This is a genomic window from Arthrobacter ramosus, assembly GCF_039535095.1.
Lineage (GTDB): Bacteria > Actinomycetota > Actinomycetes > Actinomycetales > Micrococcaceae > Arthrobacter > Arthrobacter ramosus.
In genome coordinates, this window is the sequence record NZ_BAAAWN010000001.1 from 1,671,984 (window position 1) to 1,693,470 (window position 21,487).

Annotated in this window: 15 protein-coding genes, 1 tRNA gene and 1 pseudogene; 10 read left to right on the forward strand and 7 right to left on the reverse strand. The window is 63.9% G+C overall.

Going from position 1 to position 21,487, the window contains the following annotated elements; translation table 11 throughout:
* Positions 1-334 precede the first annotated feature (334 nt).
* The 4 genes and pseudogenes from ABD742_RS07830 to ABD742_RS07845 all read left to right on the forward strand — a co-directional run.
* Positions 335-1,201 (forward strand): annotated as a pseudogene (locus ABD742_RS07830) (YifB family Mg chelatase-like AAA ATPase); the annotation flags it as partial.
* Between the two features lie 11 nt (positions 1,202-1,212).
* Positions 1,213-2,439 carry a DNA-processing protein DprA gene (gene dprA, locus ABD742_RS07835; RefSeq protein ID WP_234752277.1) on the forward strand — a complete coding sequence of 409 codons (1,227 nt, stop codon included), beginning with the start codon at positions 1,213-1,215 and terminating at the stop codon, positions 2,437-2,439.
* Positions 2,440-3,090: 651 nt separating this feature from the next.
* Complete coding sequence (locus tag ABD742_RS07840; protein ID WP_268819327.1) at positions 3,091-4,056, forward strand: tyrosine recombinase XerC; 966 nt, start codon at positions 3,091-3,093, stop codon at positions 4,054-4,056.
* 260 nt (positions 4,057-4,316) lie between these two features.
* Positions 4,317-4,820: a DUF3145 domain-containing protein gene (locus ABD742_RS07845; RefSeq protein WP_078108617.1), complete on the forward strand. Its 504-nt coding sequence runs from the start codon at positions 4,317-4,319 to the stop codon at positions 4,818-4,820.
* A gap of 120 nt (positions 4,821-4,940) precedes the next feature.
* Here ABD742_RS07845 and fabF read toward each other — a convergent pair whose 3' ends face one another.
* From fabF to aceE, 6 genes are all read right to left on the reverse strand, one after another.
* Positions 4,941-6,176 (reverse strand): beta-ketoacyl-ACP synthase II, encoded by a 1,236-nt coding sequence (fabF, locus tag ABD742_RS07850; protein ID WP_234752281.1) that lies wholly within the window; start codon positions 6,174-6,176, stop codon positions 4,941-4,943.
* Between the two features lie 140 nt (positions 6,177-6,316).
* A complete protein-coding gene (locus tag ABD742_RS07855; RefSeq protein WP_028267518.1) occupies positions 6,317-6,562 on the reverse strand; it encodes an acyl carrier protein in 246 nt (81 codons plus the stop codon).
* Between the two features lie 110 nt (positions 6,563-6,672).
* Positions 6,673-7,734 carry a beta-ketoacyl-ACP synthase III gene (locus ABD742_RS07860; protein WP_234752283.1) on the reverse strand — a complete coding sequence of 354 codons (1,062 nt, stop codon included), beginning with the start codon at positions 7,732-7,734 and terminating at the stop codon, positions 6,673-6,675.
* Positions 7,731-8,660: an ACP S-malonyltransferase gene (locus ABD742_RS07865; RefSeq protein WP_234752285.1), complete on the reverse strand. Its 930-nt coding sequence runs from the start codon at positions 8,658-8,660 to the stop codon at positions 7,731-7,733. The genes ABD742_RS07860 and ABD742_RS07865 overlap by 4 nt, the downstream gene beginning before the upstream one ends.
* 88 nt (positions 8,661-8,748) lie before the next feature.
* Positions 8,749-9,993 (reverse strand): PucR family transcriptional regulator, encoded by a 1,245-nt coding sequence (locus tag ABD742_RS07870; RefSeq protein ID WP_234752287.1) that lies wholly within the window; start codon positions 9,991-9,993, stop codon positions 8,749-8,751.
* 205 nt (positions 9,994-10,198) lie between these two features.
* Entirely contained in the window at positions 10,199-12,967 is a 2,769-nt protein-coding gene (gene aceE, locus ABD742_RS07875) for a pyruvate dehydrogenase (acetyl-transferring), homodimeric type (protein ID WP_344787611.1), read from the reverse strand.
* A gap of 399 nt (positions 12,968-13,366) precedes the next feature.
* Between aceE and ABD742_RS07880 the strand changes: the two genes are divergently transcribed.
* From ABD742_RS07880 to ABD742_RS07905, 6 genes are all read left to right on the forward strand, one after another.
* The gene (locus ABD742_RS07880; protein WP_059387755.1) at positions 13,367-13,789 is read left to right on the forward strand and encodes a DUF3052 domain-containing protein; all 423 of its coding nucleotides are present in this window, start codon (positions 13,367-13,369) and stop codon (positions 13,787-13,789) included.
* The gene (locus tag ABD742_RS07885; protein ID WP_372460905.1) at positions 13,786-14,289 is read left to right on the forward strand and encodes a peroxiredoxin; all 504 of its coding nucleotides are present in this window, start codon (positions 13,786-13,788) and stop codon (positions 14,287-14,289) included. Before ABD742_RS07880 ends, ABD742_RS07885 begins: the two co-directional genes overlap by 4 nt.
* Positions 14,290-14,294: 5 nt before the next feature.
* Entirely contained in the window at positions 14,295-15,251 is a 957-nt protein-coding gene (locus ABD742_RS07890) for an NAD-dependent protein deacetylase (protein ID WP_234749957.1), read from the forward strand.
* A gap of 56 nt (positions 15,252-15,307) precedes the next feature.
* Positions 15,308-15,383, forward strand: a tRNA-Val gene (locus ABD742_RS07895).
* A 176-nt stretch (positions 15,384-15,559) separates the two neighbouring features.
* Positions 15,560-16,621, forward strand: coding sequence for a LacI family DNA-binding transcriptional regulator (locus tag ABD742_RS07900; protein ID WP_234749955.1), 1,062 nt, complete (start codon positions 15,560-15,562; stop codon positions 16,619-16,621).
* 211 nt (positions 16,622-16,832) lie between these two features.
* Positions 16,833-19,817 (forward strand): GH92 family glycosyl hydrolase, encoded by a 2,985-nt coding sequence (locus ABD742_RS07905; protein WP_234749953.1) that lies wholly within the window; start codon positions 16,833-16,835, stop codon positions 19,815-19,817.
* A gap of 191 nt (positions 19,818-20,008) precedes the next feature.
* Here the strand turns inward: ABD742_RS07905 and ABD742_RS07910 are convergent, their stop codons facing one another.
* Entirely contained in the window at positions 20,009-21,400 is a 1,392-nt protein-coding gene (locus ABD742_RS07910) for an Nramp family divalent metal transporter (protein ID WP_268819000.1), read from the reverse strand.
* Positions 21,401-21,487: the final 87 nt, after the last annotated feature.

Below are 21,487 nucleotides of genomic sequence, written 5' to 3' on the forward strand. Positions count from 1 at the left end.
CTTGGAGAACAAGTTTTCCATTCCGGTCGAGATCGGGTCAGTGACTGGCTTACTGTCGCCGCCGTCCGTGAAAACGGTCTGGAGACGGGTTACTGCTCTGCGCCTGCCCACCTAAATTCGGGGCATATGGCTAAAGGCCTAGCATATCCGCCGGGCTGGACATCCGTGATAGGGGAGGCACCGAGACGTCTGACTTCACCTCAGTTCCATCGCGGGAACTGAGCTCGCCAACCAGTGTGTATGTGGTAATTGCAGTGGAGTGGGCCTGTTTGTGCTGATTTAGCAGGGATCTTTCTTCCTCGTTGATGAGCGAAAAACATACCCCTCACATAGACCCCCCGGTGCCGGCAAGACGATGCTTGCCGAGCGGCTCCCGGGACTCTTGCCGGATTTAGGGGACCGGGAAGCCATGGAAGTCACGGCGATCCATTCGCTTTCGGCTGTCCATGTTGACTCGGTACAGCTATTGCGCCGCCCGCCCTTTGAAAATCCCCATCACAGCGCGACCGCCGCAGCAATCATCGGCGGTGGTTCCGGCCTGCCGCGGCCCGGGGCGGCATCACGGGCGCACCGTGGCGTCTTGTTTCTTGACGAGGCACCCGAGTACGAACGCCGGGTCCTGGACGCCCTGCGGCAACCTCTGGAGAGTGGAGAGCTGGTCATTCACCGCTCCGCCGGCACCGCTGCATATCCGGCCCGTTTCCAGCTGGTTCTCGCGGCGAATCCTTGCCCTTGCGGGAAGGCCACGGGGAAGGGAGTCGATTGCACCTGCACTCCGGTGATGCGACGCCGCTACTTCGGGCGCATGTCCGGGCCCTTGCTGGACAGAGTGGACATCCAGCTCCAGGTGGAACGTGTATCCCTCGCGGACTTTGGGCAATCCGGCGCGGAGGAGGACACAGCCACGGTCGCCGGGAGGGTCCATGCCGCCCGGTCGCTGCAACGTGAACGCCTGGGGAGTTTCGGGATGGAAACCAACTCGCAGGTTCCCGGGCGTGTGCTGCGCGGCGAACTGCGCCTGCCTTCTACGACCACGAAGATTCTTGACACTTCCCTGGAGCGTGGAATCCTCACTGCGAGGGGCTACGACCGCGTCCTGCGTCTCGCGTGGACCCTCGCGGACCTGGGCCACAGGGACCAACCCCACAGCGACGACATCGGGCAGGCCCTCGGCTTGCGGCAGGCGGTTGCGGCCGCATGAAAGGACACGCCATGACTGAACACGGCCAGCAGCTCACCTCGGACGCTCCGGACCGGAAAAGGGAGCGCGTAGCCCGGGCAGCGTTGTCACGGCTCATGGAACCGCAAGATGCGGCCGGACTCGCGCTCGTGCAAGCCGCCGGGGCCGTTGACGGTCTCAGAATAGCTACCGGCGAGCTCGCTCCCGGGCATGGGCTTGAGCAGGAAGTGGCTTCCTTGTTGGTTGACAGCGGGGTTTCTTCTGCCGGGGCCGGATTGGCCGCTGCGTTGCGCCGGTGGGCGCCCCGGATCCCGGACCTTGCCCCGGAACGCGATCTTGCCACCATGCAACGCCTCGGTGGCCGCATGATCATCCCCGGCGACCCGTTGTGGCCCTCGCAGTTGGCAGATCTGGGCCTTCATGAACCGTTGTGTTTGTGGTGGCGGGGACACGAATTGGAGTTTCCACCCGTGCGGCGGGTAGTGGCGCTTGTCGGCTCACGGGACAGTACGAGCTACGGGGCCTCTGTAACGGGTGACTTTGCCTATGGGCTGGGTCAGCGCGGCTGCACGGTCGTGTCCGGAGGGGCCTACGGGATCGACGCCCACGCGCACCGCGGGGCTTTGGCCGGGGGCACCAGCGACATGCCGACCATCGCGGTGATGGCCGGGGGCGTGGACCGATACTATCCGTCCGGAAATGAGGGCCTGCTGCGTGCCGTGGCAAACCAAGGGGCGGTCATCGCCGAGGTTCCCCCGGGCTCGGCGCCTACCCGTTACCGCTTCCTTCAGCGGAACAGGATTATCGCCGCCTTGGCCGCGGTGACCGTGGTGGTGGAAGCGCGATGGCGTTCGGGTGCCCTGAATACAGCTCATCATGCTGAATCCATCGGGAGGGCGGTCGCCGTGGTCCCGGGATCCATCCACAGCGCCAACTCTGCGGGCTGCCATCGGCTCCTCCGGGATGGCGGGGCTGTCTGCGTCACGGACGTCGGAGAGATCGCTGAACTGGCGGGGTCGAGCGGTGAGGGGCTCGTCGGCGAAAAGGAAACGGCCGCCTCAGACCACGACGGACTCACCCTCGAGGACCTGATCCTGCTCGACGCCCTGCCCGTCCGTTCGACGAGCTCGGTGGAGAAGCTCGCGGTCGTGGCAGGGCTCAGCGCCGGGTCCGTCAGGGCCGGTCTTGGACGCCTCGGTTTGTTGGGTTTAGCGGTATCAGTGAGCGGCGCGTGGAAGAGGTCGGGGAAGCAGGGGTGATTCTGGGACTGGATGGCAGGTTGAGCCTGGTTCGGGGTATCTTCCCGAGTTTCTTGATCCTGGGCCGGAGAAACATCAACCTCCCTCGGATAGGCGGGTCGGAAGACCGTCTCGTGTCTGATATCACATCCGGCTTTCAAATTCGTAACTTAATTGACAGTCAACTATCAGTTAGCTGCAAGTTGGCGTAGCGTCAGTAGGGACGACATGGGTGATCGTCCTTCCGTCGTTTCAGCAAAGGAGCCGAAATGACTGTGAAACTAAACGTGCTTTCCATCTTTGCCGTGATTGCATTGCTACACTCATTTCCCTTCCCGCAGGAGGGGCCGCGGGCTGGGCCATATACGGTATCGGTGCTATAGCAGGAGGTGCAGGCGTTGTCTGGAGCTGTGGATAGTTGCCCCTCGAGACTAATCGCTCTTGAGCAGGGATGATATGGACATGATGAAGTCAAGGGCGCAGCCCGCGAGGTTCGTGATTGGACAGCAAATCGGTCTCTTTCTGATCCTGGGAGCCGTCTTGTTCGTCCAAGGCGGCACTGGCCCGGCATGGCTTTGGATTCTTTTCGCAGTCTGGCAGGGGTTGCTCCTGTGGCAGTACTACAGGATTTACAGGTCCATCGGTCAAAGGTGAATATGGCCGAACGTGGCGATGCCAGCCACCGGGCCTCGCGGCTGGCACAGTGGAAGGGTGCAAGAGAAACCCCTCCCCGAAGCACTCGCCGGGTCCGTTCAGGACTTCCGGCGTTACCTCGAAGGCGAACGGGCCAGGTCTGCCCACACTGTGAGGGCATACATCGCAGACGTCGAGAACCTGCTGCGTTTCGCTGCCGCGGAGGGTGTGGGGCAGCTCGCAGCCCTGGAGCTCGGTACCCTCCGGCGTTGGCTGGGGGCACAAAGCGAATCCGGCCGGTCCAGGGCAACCATCGCCCGGCATGCCGCGACGGCCCGCGCGTTCACCTCCTGGGCCCTGCGGGAAGAACTAATCGCCTCGGACCCGGCTATTCGGCTCCAAGCCCCCAAGCGGGACCACACGCTTCCTGGAGTCCTTCACCAGCAGCAGGTCTCCAGGATCTTCGAAAACCTGTCAGAGGCAGCCGCGGACGGCTCTGCGATGCCGTTGAGAAACCGCGCCGTCGTCGAATTGCTCTATGCCACGGGGATCCGCGTCGGCGAGCTCGCCGGTCTGGACATCGATGATCTCGATATGGAGCGCCGAACTCTTCGCGTGCTCGGCAAGGGCAACAAGGAGCGGACGGTGCCGTATGGGGTTCCGGCTGCGCTCGCCGTCGACGATTGGCTTCGCCTCGGCCGTCCTCGGCTCGCAACCGAGCGTAGCGGACCGGCACTCTTTCTCAGTTCAAGGGGCAACCGGATCGATCAGCGCCAGGCCCGCAGCGTCGTCAACGACCTCCTGGCGGCCTTGGGGGATACCGCGGCAACCGGACCCCACGCCCTGCGCCACACTGCCGCCACCCATTTGCTCGACGGCGGGGCGGACCTGCGTGCGGTGCAGGAAATTCTGGGACACAGCAGCCTCGCGACAACCCAGATCTACACCCATGTGTCGGTAGACCGGCTTCGCAAGAGCTATCAACAAGCCCACCCCCGTGCATGAAAACCTGGAAACCGTGCAACACTTTGAAAAGCCCTAAGGGAGGAAATCCGCCCGTCCGTGAATCGCACTGGCGTAATTCCGGTCCGTACGGCAAAATGAAAGCACTGCGGGGAAACTTTCAACCCAAACTTGAATGTTCTTCTGCTGCGGAAAAAATCAAAGATAGGTAGGGAAACCGGAACAGCGCGGCACCCGCGCAGCAAAATTTCATCCAGGCAGAGGTCGTTGGGGAAGACGTACCTACAGCTATGGAGGATGGAATGTCTGTTGCAATAACCCGCGGTGTCTTGTTTGTGCATTCGGCCCCTACCGCGTTGTGCCCTCACGTTGAGTGGGCCATCGGATCGGTCGTGGACAAGCGGACCGATCTTGAGTGGACCCCTCAACCTGCCGCGCCCGGAATGTTCCGCGCCGAGCTCTCTTGGGCAGGAGTCCCTGGAACGGGTGCCCAATTGGCTTCGGCGCTGCGTGGGTGGGCACACCTACGCTACGAAGTCACCGAGGAGCCGAGCCAAGGCGTGGACGGCGCGCGTTGGTCGCACACTCCGGAGTTGGGTATTTTCCATGCCGTCACCGATGTCCACGGCAACATCATGGTGACTGAGGACCGCATCCGCTACGCCTACGAGTCGGGGGCGGGAGATCCTGCCGCCGTCTACCATGAGCTTTCCTTGGCGCTCGGCGAGGCCTGGGACGAAGAGCTCGAGCCCTTCCGGCATGCTGCCGAAGGCGCCCCTGTGCGCTGGCTCCACCAAGTCGGTTAGGAACACCAGATCGGTTAGGGAACAAAGTACCTATACAGTTTTTCCATAGCAAAGAGGAGGGCCCCACCACGGTGGGGCCCTCCTCTTGTGCCTGGCTTGCGCCTCGACCTGCAGCGACTGTCAGACGTTGCGGATGGCGATGACGGCGTTGTGGCCACCGAAACCGAAGGAGTTGCTCAAAGCGACGATGTCACCGGCGGGCAAAGTGCGCGCCGAAGTGACGACGTCGAGCGGGATCTCCGGATCCTGGTTCTCAAGGTTGATGGTCAACGGAGCCTGGCGTTCGTAGACGGCAAGAACCGTGAGCACTGCTTCTACGGCCCCTGAAGCGCCCAACAGGTGGCCCATCTGCGACTTGGTGGCAGAGACTGCCACATTGTCGACGTGGGCGCCCAGTGCGGCACGGAGCGCCGTGTACTCGGGCTTGTCACCGACAGGCGTCGAGGTGGCGTGGGCGTTGACGTGCACGACGTCCTCGGGCTGGATGCGGCCATCGAACATGGCGGCCTTCAAAGCGCGGGTAGCGCCCAGGCCTTCCGGGTCCGGTGCCGTGATGTGGTAGGCGTCAGCTGTGACCGACGTACCGGCGAGCTCAGCGTAGATGCGCGCACCACGGGCGATCGCGTGCTCTTCGGCTTCCAGGACCAGGGCGCCGGCGCCTTCACCCATGACGAAGCCGTCGCGGTCGCGGTCGTATGGCCGCGAAGCGTGCTCGGGATCGTCATTGCGGCGGGAGAGGGCCTGCATCGAGGAAAACGCGGCGAGTGGCATCGGGTGGATGGCGGCTTCGGCGCCACCGCACACGACGACGTCGGCCTTGCCCGAGCGGATGAGGTCCAGGCCGAGGTGCATCGCTTCGGTGCCGGAAGCGCAAGCAGAAACAGGGGTGTGCGCACCGGCGCGGGCACCAAGGTCAAGGCTGACCGCTGCGGCGACGCCGTTCGGCATGAGCATGGGGACCGTCATGGGCAGGACCCGGCGGGGGCCCTTTTCCCTCAGCGTGTCCCAAGCGTCCAGGAGCGTCCAGACGCCGCCGATGCCCGTGGCGAAAGCCACGGCAAGGCGATCGTGGTCGATTTCGGTGATACCGGAATCCGCCCAGGCCTCGCGGGCGGCAATGACACCAAACTGCGTGGACGGGTCCATGCGTTTGGCTTCAACGCGGCTCAGAACCTCGAGGGCCGGCGTCGAGCACCGGGCGGCAAAGTGGACCGGAAGGTCATACTTGGCAACCCACTCGTCCTCGAGTGTGTGGGCACCGGAGACCCCTTTGAGCGCGTTCTTCCACATCGTGGGGACGTCGCCGCCGATGGGCGTTGTAGCGCCCAGACCGGTTATGACTACTTTGCGTGCCATGCGATCACTCTCTGTCGGATCAGCCAACCCATGTGCTGTTCTCACTGGGGAGGCAGGAAAAAACTTTGGGAGATATAGCAGCTGTGCCGGACTTCGGATGCAACAGGGCGCACCCGAAGTCCGGCACAGTTGAGGCCAGGCTAGGCCTGTGCGTTCGAGATGAAGTTGACGGCGTCGCCGACGGTCTTGAGGTTCTTGACCTCTTCGTCCGGGATGCGGACGCCGAACTTCTCTTCAGCGTTGACGACGATGGTCATCATTGAGATGGAGTCGATGTCCAGGTCCTCGGTGAAGGACTTGTCCAGCTCCACGGCTTCGGTGGCGAGGCCGGTCTCTTCGTTCACGATTTCAGCCAGGCCGGCCAGGATTTCTTCGTTGCTAGCCATTGTTGGCTCCTTTTCTTGTTGTGCCGGCTATTGCCGGAAATGGGGGCAAACCGCGGATACGGTTTGGGTTTCAAAGCGCTATTCAATTGGAAGGTAGGCACGGTCCGAAACTACGGAAGAACGATTACCTGGGCACCAAACACAAGACCGGCACCGAATCCGATCTGCAAGGCGAGGCCACCGCTGAGCGCAGGGTTCTCCTTGAGGAGGCGGTGCGTGGCCAGCGGAATGGAGGCAGCAGAAGTGTTTCCCGCATCGGCGATGTCCCGTGCAACCACCACGGTTTCGGGAAGTTTGAGCTTCTTGACCATTTCATCGATGATCCGCATGTTCGCCTGATGGGGGACAAACGCTGCCAGATCCGAGGCTTCAATCCCTGCGGCGTCGAGGGCTTGCTGGGCAACCTTCGCCATTTCCCAGACAGCCCAACGGAAGACCGTCTGGCCGTCCTGCCGGAGCGTCGGCCAAACATCCTGCGCTGCCGAAATAATGGCCTGATCGTCGGATTCATCCGAATGGCGGGCACACTCGCCAAGGTTGCGGACTTCGTCAAGGGAATGCGTCATGCCGATCGCGTTCCACTTGCTGCCATCGGATCCCCAGACGGACGGGGCAATGCCGGGCGTGTCGGACGGGCCGATGATCACTGCGCCGGCACCGTCGCCAAGTAGGAAGGAAATGGTTCGTTCATGGTTGTCGATAACGTCCGAGAGCTTCTCGGCGCCGACCACCAGGACGTATTCAGCCGCGCCCGATCGGACCAAGGCATCGCCCTGGGCAATGCCGTAGCAGTAGCCTGCACACGCCGCGGAAATGTCGAAGGCCGGTGCCGGGGTGGCCCCCAAACGGTCGGCGAGGGCGGCAGCCGCGGACGGCGTGGCATACGGGTGCGTGACGGTGGAGATAATGACGGCACCAAGTTGGGAAGCCTCAATGCCGGCCTGCTTGAGTGCCTCGCGGGCGGCCCCCTCGGCCATGTCGATGACGCTGATATTGGCTGCGGCGCGGTGGCGGGTCACGATACCGGTGCGTTGGCGGATCCATTCGTCCGAGGAATCGATCCACTGGCAGACGTCGTCGTTGGTGACGATGATGTCCGGGCGGTATGCCCCGAGGCCGACAATTCGTGAATATTCCCTTGTCGGTGCTTGCTTGAGTACGGGGGCGCTCATGCGTCTCCCTCCAATTCCGCGAAGAGTGCGAGTGCGGCGGACAAATCATCCGGGGTCTTGACGGCAACGGTTTTCACGCCTGGCATGCCGCGCTTGGCGAGGCCGGCCAGGGTGCCCGCAGGTGCCAGCTCGATAAGTCCGGTGACTCCGCGCTGGACCAGGTTCTCCATGCACAGGTCCCAACGCACCGGGCGCGAAACCTGGGCGATCAGGCTTTCGACGGCGGCGCCGCCGTCCGTGACCTCCTGGCCGTCGAAGTTCGAGAGCAAGGGAACTGTTGGAGCCTGCGGCTTGAGGGACGGTCGCAGTGCTTCAAGCGCGCTCACCGCGGGAGCCATGTGGGAGGTGTGGAATGCTCCGGCGACCTTCAGCGGGATGACCCTGGCTTTGGCCGGCGGATTGTCAGCCAGTGCCTGGAGCTGTTCGAACGTGCCTGCGGCAACGGTCTGGCCCGCGCCGTTGACATTCGCGGGAGTTGCGCCGGCGGCCTCGATAGCGGACAGCACCTCGGCCGGATCGCCGCCGACGATGGCACTCATCCCGGTGGGGGTGACGGCGGCGGCAGCGGCCATGTTGTTGGCACGCTCGCGGACAAACGTCATGGCTTCTTCCTCGCTCAGGACACCTGCAAGCGCCGAGGCCGTGATCTCCCCGACCGAGTGGCCGGCAAGGACGATCGGAAGGGTACTGAGTTCGACGTCGAACAGCGATTTCGCTGCCACGAGCCCTGCGGCAACAATCAAGGGCTGCGCGACGGCAGTGTCCTTGATGGTTTCTTCATCGGAGGTGGTGCCGTGGGCCTTGAGGTCGATGCCTGCGATTTCGCTCAGGAAGGCCAAATGGCCTTCTACGGAAGGGAGCTCCAGCCAAGGGGCCAAAAATCCAGGGGTCTGGGAGCCCTGTCCAGGGCAGACGATTGCAAGCACGTAACCAGCTTTCCAAATTGCCGCGCGAACTACTGGTGTTTGCGTACACCAAGCTCACTGGGTCAGTTTGTAGGAAGTCTACAACGGTTCAACCCGCGGATCGGGTACCGTGACGCTCCGACGTCGCCTTTGGCTGGGCCGAAAGCCTGCCCACAACCAACGCAATTTGGAGCACGAAAGCCTCCCGCGGGAGGAGCGGGTCCCACCCTGTGACGTCGCAGACGCGCTTGAGACGATACCGCACGGTGTTTGCATGGACGAACAACTCGCGGGCCGTTGCTTCGAGGGAATGGCCAAGTTCCAAATAGGTGCTGAGGGTTTCGACAAGGCCGTTGGAAGCGGCCAGCAGCGGGCGGTAAATGTTCTTGATGAGGGAACGACGGGCGGCGTCGTCACCCGAGACTACGCGTTCCGGGAGGAGGTCGTCCGCCGCTACCGGTCGCGGAGCCGACGGCCAGGCTCTGGCGGCAGTGAGCCCTGCAAAGGCTGCCTGAGCAGAACTGCTTGCCTCCAACAGGGAGCCGGCCTCGGGTCCGTAGACCACCGCGCCCGGGGCGAACAGCTCGCTTAGTTTCAGATACGCGGTGTCGCGGTCTTGCACGCCACCCAGAATCAGGATGAGGCGGTCGCCCTGGATGCCAACAAGCGCGTCCTCCGCGTAGCGTCCTGCGGTCCGGCGCAACTCGCTCACGTAGCTTGCGCTTGGTTCCGACGGCGAGTTTCCCACCATCACCGTGAACCGCTCCTGGGCCTTCCAGCCGAGGGCCGCGATGCGGGAACGAAGGGCATCGGTGTTCTCGCCACGGAGGATGGCGTCCACAATCAGGGCTTCAAGCCTGGTGTCCCAGGAACCGCGGGACTCGGCGGCGCGGGCATAGACATCAGCGGCGGCGAATGCCACTTCCCGCGAATAGCGCAGGACCGCTTCGCGCAAAGAAGGCTGGTCGGCTTCGGGTGCGATCACGGGGACCTGGTCCTCCACCACCTCGACGACGATCCGGATCAGCTGGAGGGCCTTTTGCAGGCTGATGGAGCGGGTCAGCTCCGTGGGAGCATTCCCGAAGACGTCCGTCAGGATCCACGACGGCGAGCTCGGCCGTTCGTACCACGTCACGAAAGCCGCGATTCCGTTTTGGGCAACCAGGCCCAAGGCTGAACGTTCGTCGGAGCTCAGCCGGCTGTACCAAGGCAACGATTTCTCAAGCTTGCGCATGGTGGTGGTGGACAATTGCCCCACATTGGCACGGAGCCGCTTGAGGGTCTCCGCCTTTTCCGGTGTTACCGTGCGCGCAGCCGCTTTGCGTTTTGCGGGGGTTTGAATCGGCTCTGCCATGCCTTGAGCATACGGCGCATCATCGACAAGCTCCATTTGTGCGAAGGCTACAACTGCGATTGGTGCGCGTCACGCACTGGCTGCGCCGATTGGTGTTGTGCGGCGATCATTGAAGCCCGGGTGTTAAAGCCCGACGGCGGCCCGCGCCTTTCGGTGCGGGCCGCCGTCGGGATGTTGCCTGGCTTCGCTTTGCTTCGCTGGAGGCTTAGCTTTCGCCGCCTGCCCCTCCGGTGGTGCCGGCGTTGACATCGAGGAGACTGTACTTCTCGATTGCCTGGGCTGCCGCCTGTGCGTCAACTTCGCCTCGGCGGGCGAGGAGTTGCAGGGCTTTCACGACGATGGAGTGGGTGTCGTTTTTGAAGAAGCGGCGTGCGGCCTGGCGGGTGTCGGAGAATCCGAAGCCGTCGGCGCCGAGGGAGGCGAATTCGTTGGGGATGAATTGGCGGATCTGGTCCGGGACGGCTTTCATGTAGTCGGTGACGGCGATGACCGGTCCGGTGGCGCCGGCCAGTTGCTGGGCGACGAACGGGGTGCGGGGTTCTTCGCCGGGGTTCAGGAAGGCGTGTTCTTCGGCGGCGAGTCCGTCGCGTCGGAGTTCGTTCCAGGAGGTCACGGACCACACGTCCGCGGAGACTCCCCAGTCCTGGGCGAGGAGTTTCTGGGCTTCCAGGGCCCAGGGGACCGAGACGCCGGAGGCCAGGAGCTGCGCGCGGGGCCCGTCGGTTTTCGCCGGGGCCAGCAGGTAGATGCCCTTCAGGAGGCCTTCGGTGTCGAGGTTCTCCGGTTCCGCGGGCTGGCTGATCGGTTCGTTGTACACGGTGAGGTAGTACATGAGGTTCCGGTCCTCGGAGTGTTCCCCGTACATGCGTTCGAGTCCGTCGCGGATGATGTGGCCGATTTCGTAGCCGTAGGCGGGGTCGTAGGTGAGCACGGCGGGGTTGGTGGAGGCCAGGATGGGGGAGTGGCCGTCGGCGTGCTGGAGTCCTTCGCCGGTGAGGGTGGTCCGTCCTGCGGTGGCGCCGATGATGAAGCCGCGGGTCATCTGGTCCGCGGCGGCCCAGAAGGCATCGCCTGTGCGTTGGAAGCCGAACATGGAGTAGAACACGTAGATCGGCACGAGGGGTTCGCCGTGGGTGGCGTAGGCGGTGCCGGCGGCGGTGAAGGCCGCGACGGCGCCGGCTTCGTTGATGCCGGGGTGGATGAGCTGGCCCTGGGGGGATTCCTTGTAGGCCAGGACGAGGTCCCGGTCCACGGAGAGGTAGTTCTGGCCCTTGGGGTTGTAGATCTTCGCGGTCGGGAAGAACGCGTCCATGCCGAAGGTCCGGGACTCGTCCGGGACGACCGGGACGAAGCGGTTCCCGAAGTTTTTGTCCCGCATGAGGTCCTTCAGGAGCCTCACGAAGGCCATGGTGGTGGCGGCCTGCTGTTTGCCGGAGCCGCGCTTGGCGACCTCGTAGGACTTCGCTTCGGGCAGCACCACGGGGGTGTGGGTGGAGCGGCGTTCGGGCACGGAGCCGCCCAGGGCCGCGCGGCGGTCCATCATGTACCGGATTTCGGGGGCGTCCATGCCGGGGTGGTAGTACGGCGGACGGTACAGGTCGGTGTCGAGCTGCTCGTCGGTGATGGGGATGCGCAGGTGGTCGCGGAAGGCCTTGAGGTCTTCCATGGTGAGTTTCTTCATTTGGTGGGTCGCGTTGCGGCCCTCGAAGTGGGGTCCGAGTCCGTAGCCCTTGACGGTCTTGGCCAGGATCACGGTGGGTTTGCCCTTGAACTCGGCCGCGGCCTTGTACGCGGCGTAGACCTTGCGGTAGTCGTGGCCGCCGCGTTTGAGGTTCCAGATCTGCTCGTCGTCCAGGTCCGCGACCATGTCCTTGGTGGCCGGGGTCTTGCCGAAGAAGTGTTCGCGGACGAAACCGCCGGATTCGGCCTTGTAGGTCTGGTAGTCCCCGTCGACGGTTTCGTTCATGATCTTCACCAGGGACCCGTCGGTGTCCTTGGCCAGCAGCTCGTCCCATTCCCGGCCCCAGACGACCTTGATGACGTTCCAGCCCGCGCCGCGGAAGAACGCCTCCAGTTCCTGCATGATCTTCCCGTTGCCCCGGACCGGCCCGTCCAGGCGCTGGAGGTTGCAGTTGATCACGAAGTTCAGGTTGTCCAGGTTCTCGTTCGCGGCGAGCTGGAGCAGGCCGCGGGACTCGGGCTCGTCCATTTCCCCGTCGCCCAGGAACGCCCAGACCTGCTGGCCGGAGGTGTCTTTGAGGCCGCGGTCGTGCAGGTAGCGGTTGGACTGGGCCTGGTAGATCGCGTTCATCGGGCCGATGCCCATGGACACGGTCGGGAATTCCCAGAACGCGGGCATCAGGCGCGGGTGCGGGTAGGAGGAGAGCGCGTGGCCTTGTTTGGACTTTTCCTGCCGGAACCCGTCCAGGTCCTCCTCGGAGAGCCGGCCTTCCATGAACGCCCTGGCGTACATGCCCGGGGACGCGTGTCCCTGGAAGAAGACCTGGTCCCCGCCCGAGGGGTGGTCCTTGCCGCGGAAGAAATGGTTGAAGCCGACCTCGTACAGGGTCGCGGCCCCGGCATAGGTGGAGATGTGCCCGCCCACCCCGATGTCCGCCCGCTGCGCCCGGTGCACCATCACGGCCGCGTTCCAGCGCATGTACGCCCGGTACCGGCGCTCGAACTCCTCGTTGCCCGGGAACGGCGCTTCCTGGTCCGCCGGGATCGTGTTCACGTAATCGGTGGTCGTCACCATCGGCACCCCCACCGACTGGGACCCCGCCCGCTGAAGCAGGCTGCGCATGATGAACTGCGCCCGCTCCGTGCCCTGCTCCCTGATCAACGCATCCAAAGACTCAACCCACTCGGCAGTCTCTTCCGGATCACGATCAGGCAGCTGGGAAGTCAACCCGCTAAGGATGTGTGAGGTCTCTTCTCCTGCAGCCACGTCCAACCTCTCTTTTGGCGCATTCATCGTCGCCTCAGGTCCGGCAGGGTAACTGCCCGTCATGAACGCGGCGTGTGCGACATATCGGTTACAACAGCCCGGTCATGTGCGCCGGGCAGGTTCTCTTGAGCTCAAGCTGCGCTATTCGCGGCGGGCGGTTGCCCTGCAGCCAAAGTCTTCACTGGCCACTGTAGCTTTGTACGAGCCGCGATGCGTAGCCGCGATGTCGTGAAGGCGTTGTATGTCACACTCAAGCTGTTACATCGTAGGCAGTTGTAGCTGCAGCCAGGGCTACAGCCGGACTGCAGCCCTGGCTTTAGCCGTGGCTGGGGCGCGGATTATGGTGGAACGCGGGACAATGGCTTGAAGCACACGCCCAAAGGGTGTTGGCTTGTAGTAATCGAAATCACTTCAAGAGGAGGAAACGTGAGCGAGGCCGACGCCGCCACATCGGTAAATGTGGCGGAAAGATTGGGTTTCAAAGATGGGGATCTAATTCAGGAACTCGGTTACGACGATGATGTCGATTTCGATTTGCGTGATGACATTGAGGAACTCACGGGTTCCGAGCTGCTTGACGAAGACGATCACGAGGTTGTGGATGCGGTCATTTTCTGGTGGCGCGATGGTGATGGAGACCTTGTCGACGCACTAGTTGATTCACTGACCACCTTGGGTGAAGGCGGCGTGGTCTGGGTGCTGACCCCCAAGTCGGGCCGCGACAACTACGTCTCGCCCTCGGATATTCAGGACGCTGCTCCCACCGCTGGCCTGCATTGCACTACCTCCGCAGGCGTCTCCAAGGACTGGAGCGCCACGCGGCTTGTAGCACGCAAGAAGAACAAGTGACACACACGAGGTTGGACCCTCCCGGACTGCGTCCGGGAGTTCCTGTTGTGGGCCAGGAAGCCCCGGATTTTGAGCTTGTGAACCAGTTTGGGGAGCCGGTTCGCTTGTCCGAGCTTCGCGGGCGCAACGTTGTGGTGGTCTTCTATCCCTTCGCCTTCTCCGGAATCTGCACCGGGGAACTGTGCGAGATCCGCGACAATCTGGGTATTTTCGAACACGCCGACGCCACGGTCCTTGGCGTCTCGGTGGACAGCAAGTTCGCTTTGCGGGCTTACGCCGACAAGGAAGGCTACGAGTTCGATCTCCTGGCGGACTTCTGGCCGCATGGAGAAGTAGCCGAGAAGTATGGCGTGTTTGATGCAGCTACCGGCATGTCCTTGCGGGGCACTTTCATCATCGATGCCGCGGGCATCATTCGGTATGTCGTCGTCAATCCGCGCGGCCAGGCACGCGACCTGGCGGAGTACCGCGAGGCATTGTCAGCACTTGGCCAGGCCTAGCGCCGATGAGCGCCCAACGGCCCGGCGTCGGAATGACTGGCTTCGCCATACTTCCGCCGGCCCTCACAGTTGAGTTGGATCCAGGCGAGCTGGACCTTCTCCGCCAAGCCGCAGCGATTCTCGGCGGCAAGCGGCTTGCTGTCTTGACAGGAGCCGGCCTGAGCACGGACTCCGGAATCCCTGACTACCGCGGCCCGGGGGCCGCGCCGCGGAATCCGATGACCTACCAGGAATTCATCGGAAGTCCTGCCAACCGGCGCCGATACTGGGCGAGGAACCACCTTGGATGGTCGCACCTCCGGCGGGCGGACCCCAATGCCGGGCATGCCGCGGTCGCGCTCCTTGAGCGGCGCGGGCTGATCACGGGGCTCATCACGCAGAATGTGGACCGTCTGCACGAGGACGCCGGCAGTATCAATGTGGTGGACCTGCACGGCCGCTACGATCGCGTGATCTGCCTTGACGAGGGACACGTCTTCACCCGACGGCTCGTGGCGGCGATTCTCGAGGAAATCAATCCCGGCTTCCTCGAAGCCGCGCAGGCTTCCGGCGTCGTGGAAATGGCACCCGACGCGGATGCCTCAGTGGAGGATCCCGAGCTCATCCGATCGTTCGTCGTCGCTGTTTGTCCCGTTTGCGGGGGAACGCTCAAGCCCGACTTCGTGTACTTCGGTGAAAATGTGCCCAGGGAACGGGTGCAGCGCGCCTATTCCATGGTGGACGAAGCCGGGGCACTGCTGGTGGCAGGTTCTTCGTTGACCGTAATGAGCGGACTGAGGTTCGTGCGGCACGCAGCCAAACTCGGCAAGCCGGTAGTGATCATCAACCGCGGACCGACCCGCGGCGACGGGCTCGCGAACCTCAAAGTGGAAGCCGGAGTCAGCGGCGCGCTGGCCTGGCTTGCCGCTCAACTTCCCGATTTGCCGCCCCCCGGTCAGTCGATTGGTGTTCCAGGCGATTGATCCGGTAGAGTACATCTTCGTTGGTTGAAGCGCCGAGGGCGCTGAAATCAGTGTTTGGGTCTTTAGCTCAGCTGGTAGAGCGCCACGTTTACACCGTGGATGTCATCGGTTCGATCCCGGTAGGACCCACCAGGCAAAAAGAGCCCCTGAACTGCGAAAATGCAGCTCAGGGGCTCTTTCTTTTGACCGATGTTGTCGACCGTACCGCAAACTCCGCCAGGAACCGTCTACCAACATGCCTGAGAAGAACGTCGGTCCGCGATGAAGCGGATCGCGATGCTAAAATGCATCGCGGGATGGATTCGGAAATGGACGCAGGTGACGGGTTGAGGGTGGTTGCCGAGCGTCCGAACTCCCGTGCCACAATGAAAGACGTCGCACGGGTCGCCGGAGTCGGTGTCGGCACTGTCTCCCGGGTCGTCAACGGCAAGTCGAACGTGAGCGAGGAGAGCATCGCCGCGGTCAACGCTGCGATCGAACGTCTCGGATTCCGTCGCAACGACAGCGCCAGGATGCTCAAAACCGGGGCGACTGCCAGCATCGGGCTGCTGGTGGAGGATGTCGCGGACCCGTTCTTTTCGCTGCTTAACCGCTCCGTGGAGGAGGAGGTCCTGCGTCGCGATTCCGTGCTCCTGACCGCCTCCTCGGACAAGGACCCGAATCGCGCGCGCAAGATGATCCTCACCTTCTGTGCCCGCCGGGTCGACGGCCTGGTGATCACTCTCCCCGAAGGCGGTGACGAGGAATACCTGCGTGCGGAGCTCGACGCCGGTACGAGCATGGTCTTCGTCGACCGCCCGCCGCGGGAGCTGGATGTCGACACGGTGATCGTGGACAACCGCGGCGGCGCGCGCACCGGCGTCGAGCACCTCATCGGCTACGGGCATAGGCGGATCGCGTGCTTTACCGATCGGCCGGACCTTTACACCGCGAGCGAGCGCATCGCCGGCTACCGGGAGGCACTCGAGGAAGCGGGCATCCCCTTCGACCCCGAACTCGTCTTCTCCAGCGCGACGACCCGCGAGCCCGTGGACGAGCCCCTCGGACGGATGCTGGCGTCGGATGACCCGCCGACCGCGGTTTTCGCCGGCAACAACCGCACGAGCATCAACGTGATCGGCGCACTGCGCATCCACAACACCTCGCTGGCGATCGTGGGTTTCGACGACTTCGAACTTGCCGACGTCGTCGTGCCCGGGATCACCGTGGTGGCGCAGGACCCGAAGGCGATGGGGCAGATCGCGATGAGGATGCTCTACAAGCGCCTGGACGGCGACGTCTCGCCCTCGCAGACCGTCACGCTGAACACTCGTCTCATCGTGCGGGGCTCGGGAGAGCTGAGTCGCGACGCCGTGCTCGCCGCGCGCTGACACCAATTCGGAGTCCTCCGTAAATCCCCTTGACCGGTATTCATCTCGGTCACCACTTCTCCGGCGTTGACTCGGTCGAGGTGCGCTGAGTAGACTCGGCCGCGTGGAAACGTTTCCACGCACTCTTGCCCCGTCACCGCTCGGCGGCGGACAACAGTGATGAGCGCTGATGCTCGATACCCGTGAGCCAGGTCAAGGAGGACACCCCACGATGTCAAGCCCACACGACAGTCCGGCTGTACGCCCAGGGAGCCGGGGAAGGCCACGTCGATCGCGGCTCGCGCCGGCGATGGCGGTTGCGGCCGCGCTCGCGATCGGAACTCCGGTCGAGGCATCCGCTGCCCCGACCGTCACCGACCTCTCCAACGAGGTCAACCCGTTCGTTGGCACCGAGAGCGAAGGCAACGCCTATCCGGGGGCGACGCTCCCGTTCGGAATGGTGCAGCTCAGCCCTGACAACACCGACAGCTACGCTTCCACGTCGTACAGCAACAACGCCGGCCGCGTGTGGGGATTCAGCCACAGGCACGTCAATAGCGCGGGTTGCCCGGCCGCCGGTGAACTCCTGGTCTCGCCCAGCACCACCGCTACGCCCACCACCTCGCGACGGTTCACTAGCATCCAGCCCGGAAGCGAATCCGCCACAGCCGGTTACTACGGTGTTACCCTCGGCAACTCCGTCAAGGTCGATCTCTCGGCCACCACCCGAGTGGGCGCGCACCGGTACACCTTCCCGGCCGGCACGACCTCCAATCTTTCGTTCAACACGGGTCAGACGCTGCGCACCGCCGGCGCGAGTTCGGTCTCCTGGGTCGATGGGACTACCCTCGAGGGCTGGATCGACAACGGCGGGTTCTGCAGCGGAAACGAGAAAAAGTCCCGCTACTACTTCAGCGCCACTTTCGACCGCGCTCCGCTGTCGACCGGCACCTGGGGCAACAACGCCCAGTTCGTCGCCGGCCGGAACTCCAGTGAGGTCACCGACGGCAACAACGGTTTCGTCGCGACGTTCGATACCACGACCGACCGCGATGTCGAGGTGAGCGTCGGGGTCTCGTACGTGAGCGTCGAAGGCGCCCGCGGTAACCGGATCGCCGAGGCGACCGCCGACGGCACCCGGTTGCCGTTTGATCAGGTCCGCGCGAAAGCCCGCGACGCCTGGAACGCCGAACTTGGCCGGTTCGACATCACGGCATCCGCCGAGCAGCGCAAGATCTTCTACACCCAGCTGTATAAGACGCTGCTGTCGCCGACCATCGGAAGCGACGTCGACGGCCGGTACACAGGAATGGACGCCAAGACGCACACCGCCAATGGCTGGAACTACTACCAGACGTTCTCACTGTGGGACACCTACCGCACGCAGGCGACGTTCCACGCGCTGTTCGCAAAGAACCGGGCCGCCGACATCGTCCGGTCTATGTATCAGGCCAGGGTCGAGGGCGGCTGGTTACCGCGCTGGTCGCTCGGTTCGGTCGAGACGAACATCATGGCCGGCGACCCGGTCTCGCCGTGGATCGCGGAGAACTTCACGCTCGGCACCGTGCCAGACGACATCGCCGGCCGGATGTGGGACTACCTCGTCGAGAACGCGACAACCGCGCCCCCCGCGGGCGTCGCATCCGTTGGCCGTCAGAGCGCCGCGTTCTACCTGGCCAACGGCCACATCCCCTATTATCCGGAGGGCGGCGGCGGCCTAGGCGCCCAGTTCGAAGAGTACCGTCACGGCGGCTCGGCCACGATGGAGTTCGCAGCTGCTGACGCCAGCATCGGCTCGGCCGCGCAGCGGCTTGGGAAGACAGGCCAAGCGGCAGAGTTCCTGGCCCGTGGAACCAACTGGTCGAAGCTCTGGAACCCGGATGTCACACTCAGCGGCGGTTTCAAGGGCATCGTCAACGCCGTCAACCCCGAGGGCCGGTTCGTCTCGGTTCCGGAACGCACGGATGTGACCAGGTCCGGTTTCCACGAGGGAACCCCGTGGCACTACCAGTGGATGGCGACGCAGGATGTGGTCGGTCTGCAGCAGAAGATGGGAGGTCGCGAGGAGTTCGTCAAGCGACTCGACTACTACTTCAACCAGCCGGCCCTCCAGTCCGCTCCGGGGGTCTCTCCGAGCAGCTGGGCTGCGGGCGGCAGCACGTACTACGCGAGCATAGGGTACAACCCGGGCAACGAACCGATGATGATGAACCCCTGGCTGTACGGCTTCGTCGGTGAGCCGGCCAAGACCAACGACGTGCTCGCGGCCAACCTCAACCGCTTCCCGAACACCCCCGGCGGCGGGGTCGGCAATGATGACCTCGGCACTCTCGCCGCTTGGTATGTGATGGCCTCTCTCGGCATCCAGCCGGTGATGCCCGGCTCGGGGATCATGGCTCTCAACGCCCCCAAGGTTCAGGCCGCCACGATTACCCTCGAGAGCGGTGAAAAACTGCGGATCACTGCTGCAGGCGCGAAAGAGAAGCTTCCGAGTTACATTGCTGGTGTGACCGTGAACGACAACGTGCACACGGCTGCCTGGGTCGATGTGGACGAGATCCGGAACGGCGGTCGGCTCGACTTCGCACTGTCCGGCACTAAGGCAGGCCTCGACTGGGCCACGGCCCAGAAGGACTGGATCCCGAGTGTCTCTGCGCCGCGCAAGGCCACTCCGGCGATAGTTCCAGGGGCGGACCTGACTGCGATCGCCGGCCGGGAAAAGACCATTGATGTCGCACGGGTCACCTTCGCGGGCGCGGCGCCGGCCGCCGTCGAACCCATCACGGCAACGGTGTCGTGGGCAGGGGGAGACCCGGTCACGGCAACTGTGACGGAGGACAACGGGGCCTGGGTCATCCGTTCCACGTCGACGTTCGCAGCGGCCGGAGCCGTGAGCGGCGTGGTGAGCATCGCCAGCGCGGCGAACACGCCGAGGTTCTCGCCGCCCCTGTTCGCGCCGACCTCGACCAACCTCACGGTTTTGGTCACTGCCGCCCCCGTCAGTCCGCCCGTCAGTCCGCCCGTCAGTCCGCCCGTCAGCCCTGGAGTCAACGTGGTCCCCCCGACCACCGGAAGCACCGGCACCACCGTTAAGGCGGCGAGCGGACTGGCCCACACCGGCATGGCCCCAGCCGTTTTCTCCCTGTTGTTCGTGGCTCTCGGCGCCATTGCGCTCGGCTCGGCCCTCGTGATTCGCCGCAGGCGAGCGAACGGCTAGGAGACGACTGAATTATTCGGTTGGTTACGGGCCCTGACTAGGCTGCTCCAGGAACGCCTGATCTGCCAGCAGCGAACCCAGAAAGAGCCCCTGAACTGCGAAAACGCCATCCAAGACGCAGCTCAGGGGCTCTTTTCTTGTGACCGTTATTCATTTCGGTGTCATCCCGGCCGACGGTCAGGATTATCGGGCTACGCGCCGGTGACCGTGGTCCAGATGCCGACGGCGCCAGCGACCACCATGATCGCGGTGGTGGCCCAGCCGAGGGTTGCGGCAAGTTTCCCGTTCCGATAGTTGCCCATGAGGTCTTTGTCCCGGGAGATGAGCATGGTGACAATGAGGAACGGTGCAGCGGCGATCCCGTTGATGATGGCACTCAAAACCAGCAGTCCGATGGGGTCGGAATTAAACAGACTGATGATGACGCCGCCGATGGTTCCCACACCGAGCAGCACGTAGAACGTGCGCGCCTTGCTGGGGCGCCGGTCGAAGCCCCATTCCTTGCCGAGCAGTCCAGACAATCCCGCAGAGCCCGAGGCCGCCAGGACCGGGACGGCGAGGATCCCCGAGCCGACAAACCCGGCCGCGAAGAGGAACTTGGCAGCTGGGCCCGCGATGGGTTCCAGAGCCTTGGCGGCATCCGCGGCGGTCTTGATGTCCGTGCCGTTCTTTCCCAAGGTCGCCGCGGTGGCAGCGATGATGGCGAACATGACCAGGACGGAGAAAAACATGCCGATGAATACGTCCGCGCGGGCGTCGCGGAGCTTGCGCCGGGCGGCGGGCGCCGAGTGGTCATCCAGCCCGACGGCGTTATCGCCTCCGAGGTCATCTTCCCTCAGCTCCTCGATCCGGTGCGCGCTCTGCCAGAAGAACAGGTAGGGGGAGATCGTGGTGCCCAAGACCGCAACGATGAGCCCCAGGTAGTCCCAGCTGAAGCGGAACTGCAGGCCCAGCAGGCCCGCCGCAACGTCAGGCCAGTCCACCTTGGACACGAACAGCACCGCCACATAGGCCAGCAGCGCAAGGCAGAGCCACTTAAAGACCTTGGCAATGACGGCGAAACCACCGGCAACCAAGACAAGGGCGATGCCGATTCCAGCGATCGCGCTCCACAGCTGGGCCGGGCCTGCACCGAACAGCTCCATGCCCTGCCCGACCGCCATCAGGTCCGCGGCCGCGTTCAGGGTGTTCGCCACCATCAGCGCCACGATGAGGATCGCGATCACCACACGTGGCTTGCGGGAGAACTTCCGGCGGGCCAACCTGCCCAGGCTGTCCCCGGTGGCCAGGGCGGTGCGGTCGCAGATTTCCTGGACGGCCATCATCATCGGCAAAGTCACCGGCGCAGTCCAGAGCATCCCGTTGGAGAAAGTGGCGCCGACCTGGGCGTAGGTCGCAATTCCGGAAGGGTCATCATCCGCAGCGCCGGTGACCAGGCCCGGGCCGAGCAAGCCGAGGAATCGCCGGACCGGGGAGCGTTTCGCGCCCGAGGGAGCCCGACCATCCGCGGAAGGATCCTCTGGCTTGCTGTCGATGGCTGGGGCCTCACCGGATTCCGGTTTGGTAGAGTCCACGGAACTCATATCGTTCTCCTGTTGTTCAGTTGCCACTCACGCTAATGCTAAGCATGCTTATAATCCCCAGTCACGCCAGCTTACAGGCAAAGGGGC

What these genes read in the sequence shown, in the direction of transcription:
- ABD742_RS07900 (WP_234749955.1), top strand. Translation starts at nt 15,560, where the DNA reads ATGGACGCAGGTGACGGGTTGAGGGTGGTTGCCGAGCGTCCGAACTCC.
- ABD742_RS07870 (WP_234752287.1), bottom strand. Translation starts at nt 9,993, where the DNA reads ATGGCAGAGCCGATTCAAACCCCCGCAAAACGCAAAGCGGCTGCGCGC.
- dprA (WP_234752277.1), top strand. Translation starts at nt 1,213, where the DNA reads ATGACTGAACACGGCCAGCAGCTCACCTCGGACGCTCCGGACCGGAAA.
- ABD742_RS07890 (WP_234749957.1), top strand. Translation starts at nt 14,295, where the DNA reads ATGAGCGCCCAACGGCCCGGCGTCGGAATGACTGGCTTCGCCATACTT.
- ABD742_RS07840 (WP_268819327.1), top strand. Translation starts at nt 3,091, where the DNA reads ATGCCAGCCACCGGGCCTCGCGGCTGGCACAGTGGAAGGGTGCAAGAG.
- ABD742_RS07855 (WP_028267518.1), bottom strand. Translation starts at nt 6,562, where the DNA reads ATGGCTAGCAACGAAGAAATCCTGGCCGGCCTGGCTGAAATCGTGAAC.
- ABD742_RS07910 (WP_268819000.1), bottom strand. Translation starts at nt 21,400, where the DNA reads ATGAGTTCCGTGGACTCTACCAAACCGGAATCCGGTGAGGCCCCAGCC.
- ABD742_RS07860 (WP_234752283.1), bottom strand. Translation starts at nt 7,734, where the DNA reads ATGAGCGCCCCCGTACTCAAGCAAGCACCGACAAGGGAATATTCACGA.
- aceE (WP_344787611.1), bottom strand. Translation starts at nt 12,967, where the DNA reads ATGAATGCGCCAAAAGAGAGGTTGGACGTGGCTGCAGGAGAAGAGACC.
- fabF (WP_234752281.1), bottom strand. Translation starts at nt 6,176, where the DNA reads ATGGCACGCAAAGTAGTCATAACCGGTCTGGGCGCTACAACGCCCATC.
- ABD742_RS07845 (WP_078108617.1), top strand. Translation starts at nt 4,317, where the DNA reads ATGTCTGTTGCAATAACCCGCGGTGTCTTGTTTGTGCATTCGGCCCCT.
- ABD742_RS07905 (WP_234749953.1), top strand. Translation starts at nt 16,833, where the DNA reads ATGTCAAGCCCACACGACAGTCCGGCTGTACGCCCAGGGAGCCGGGGA.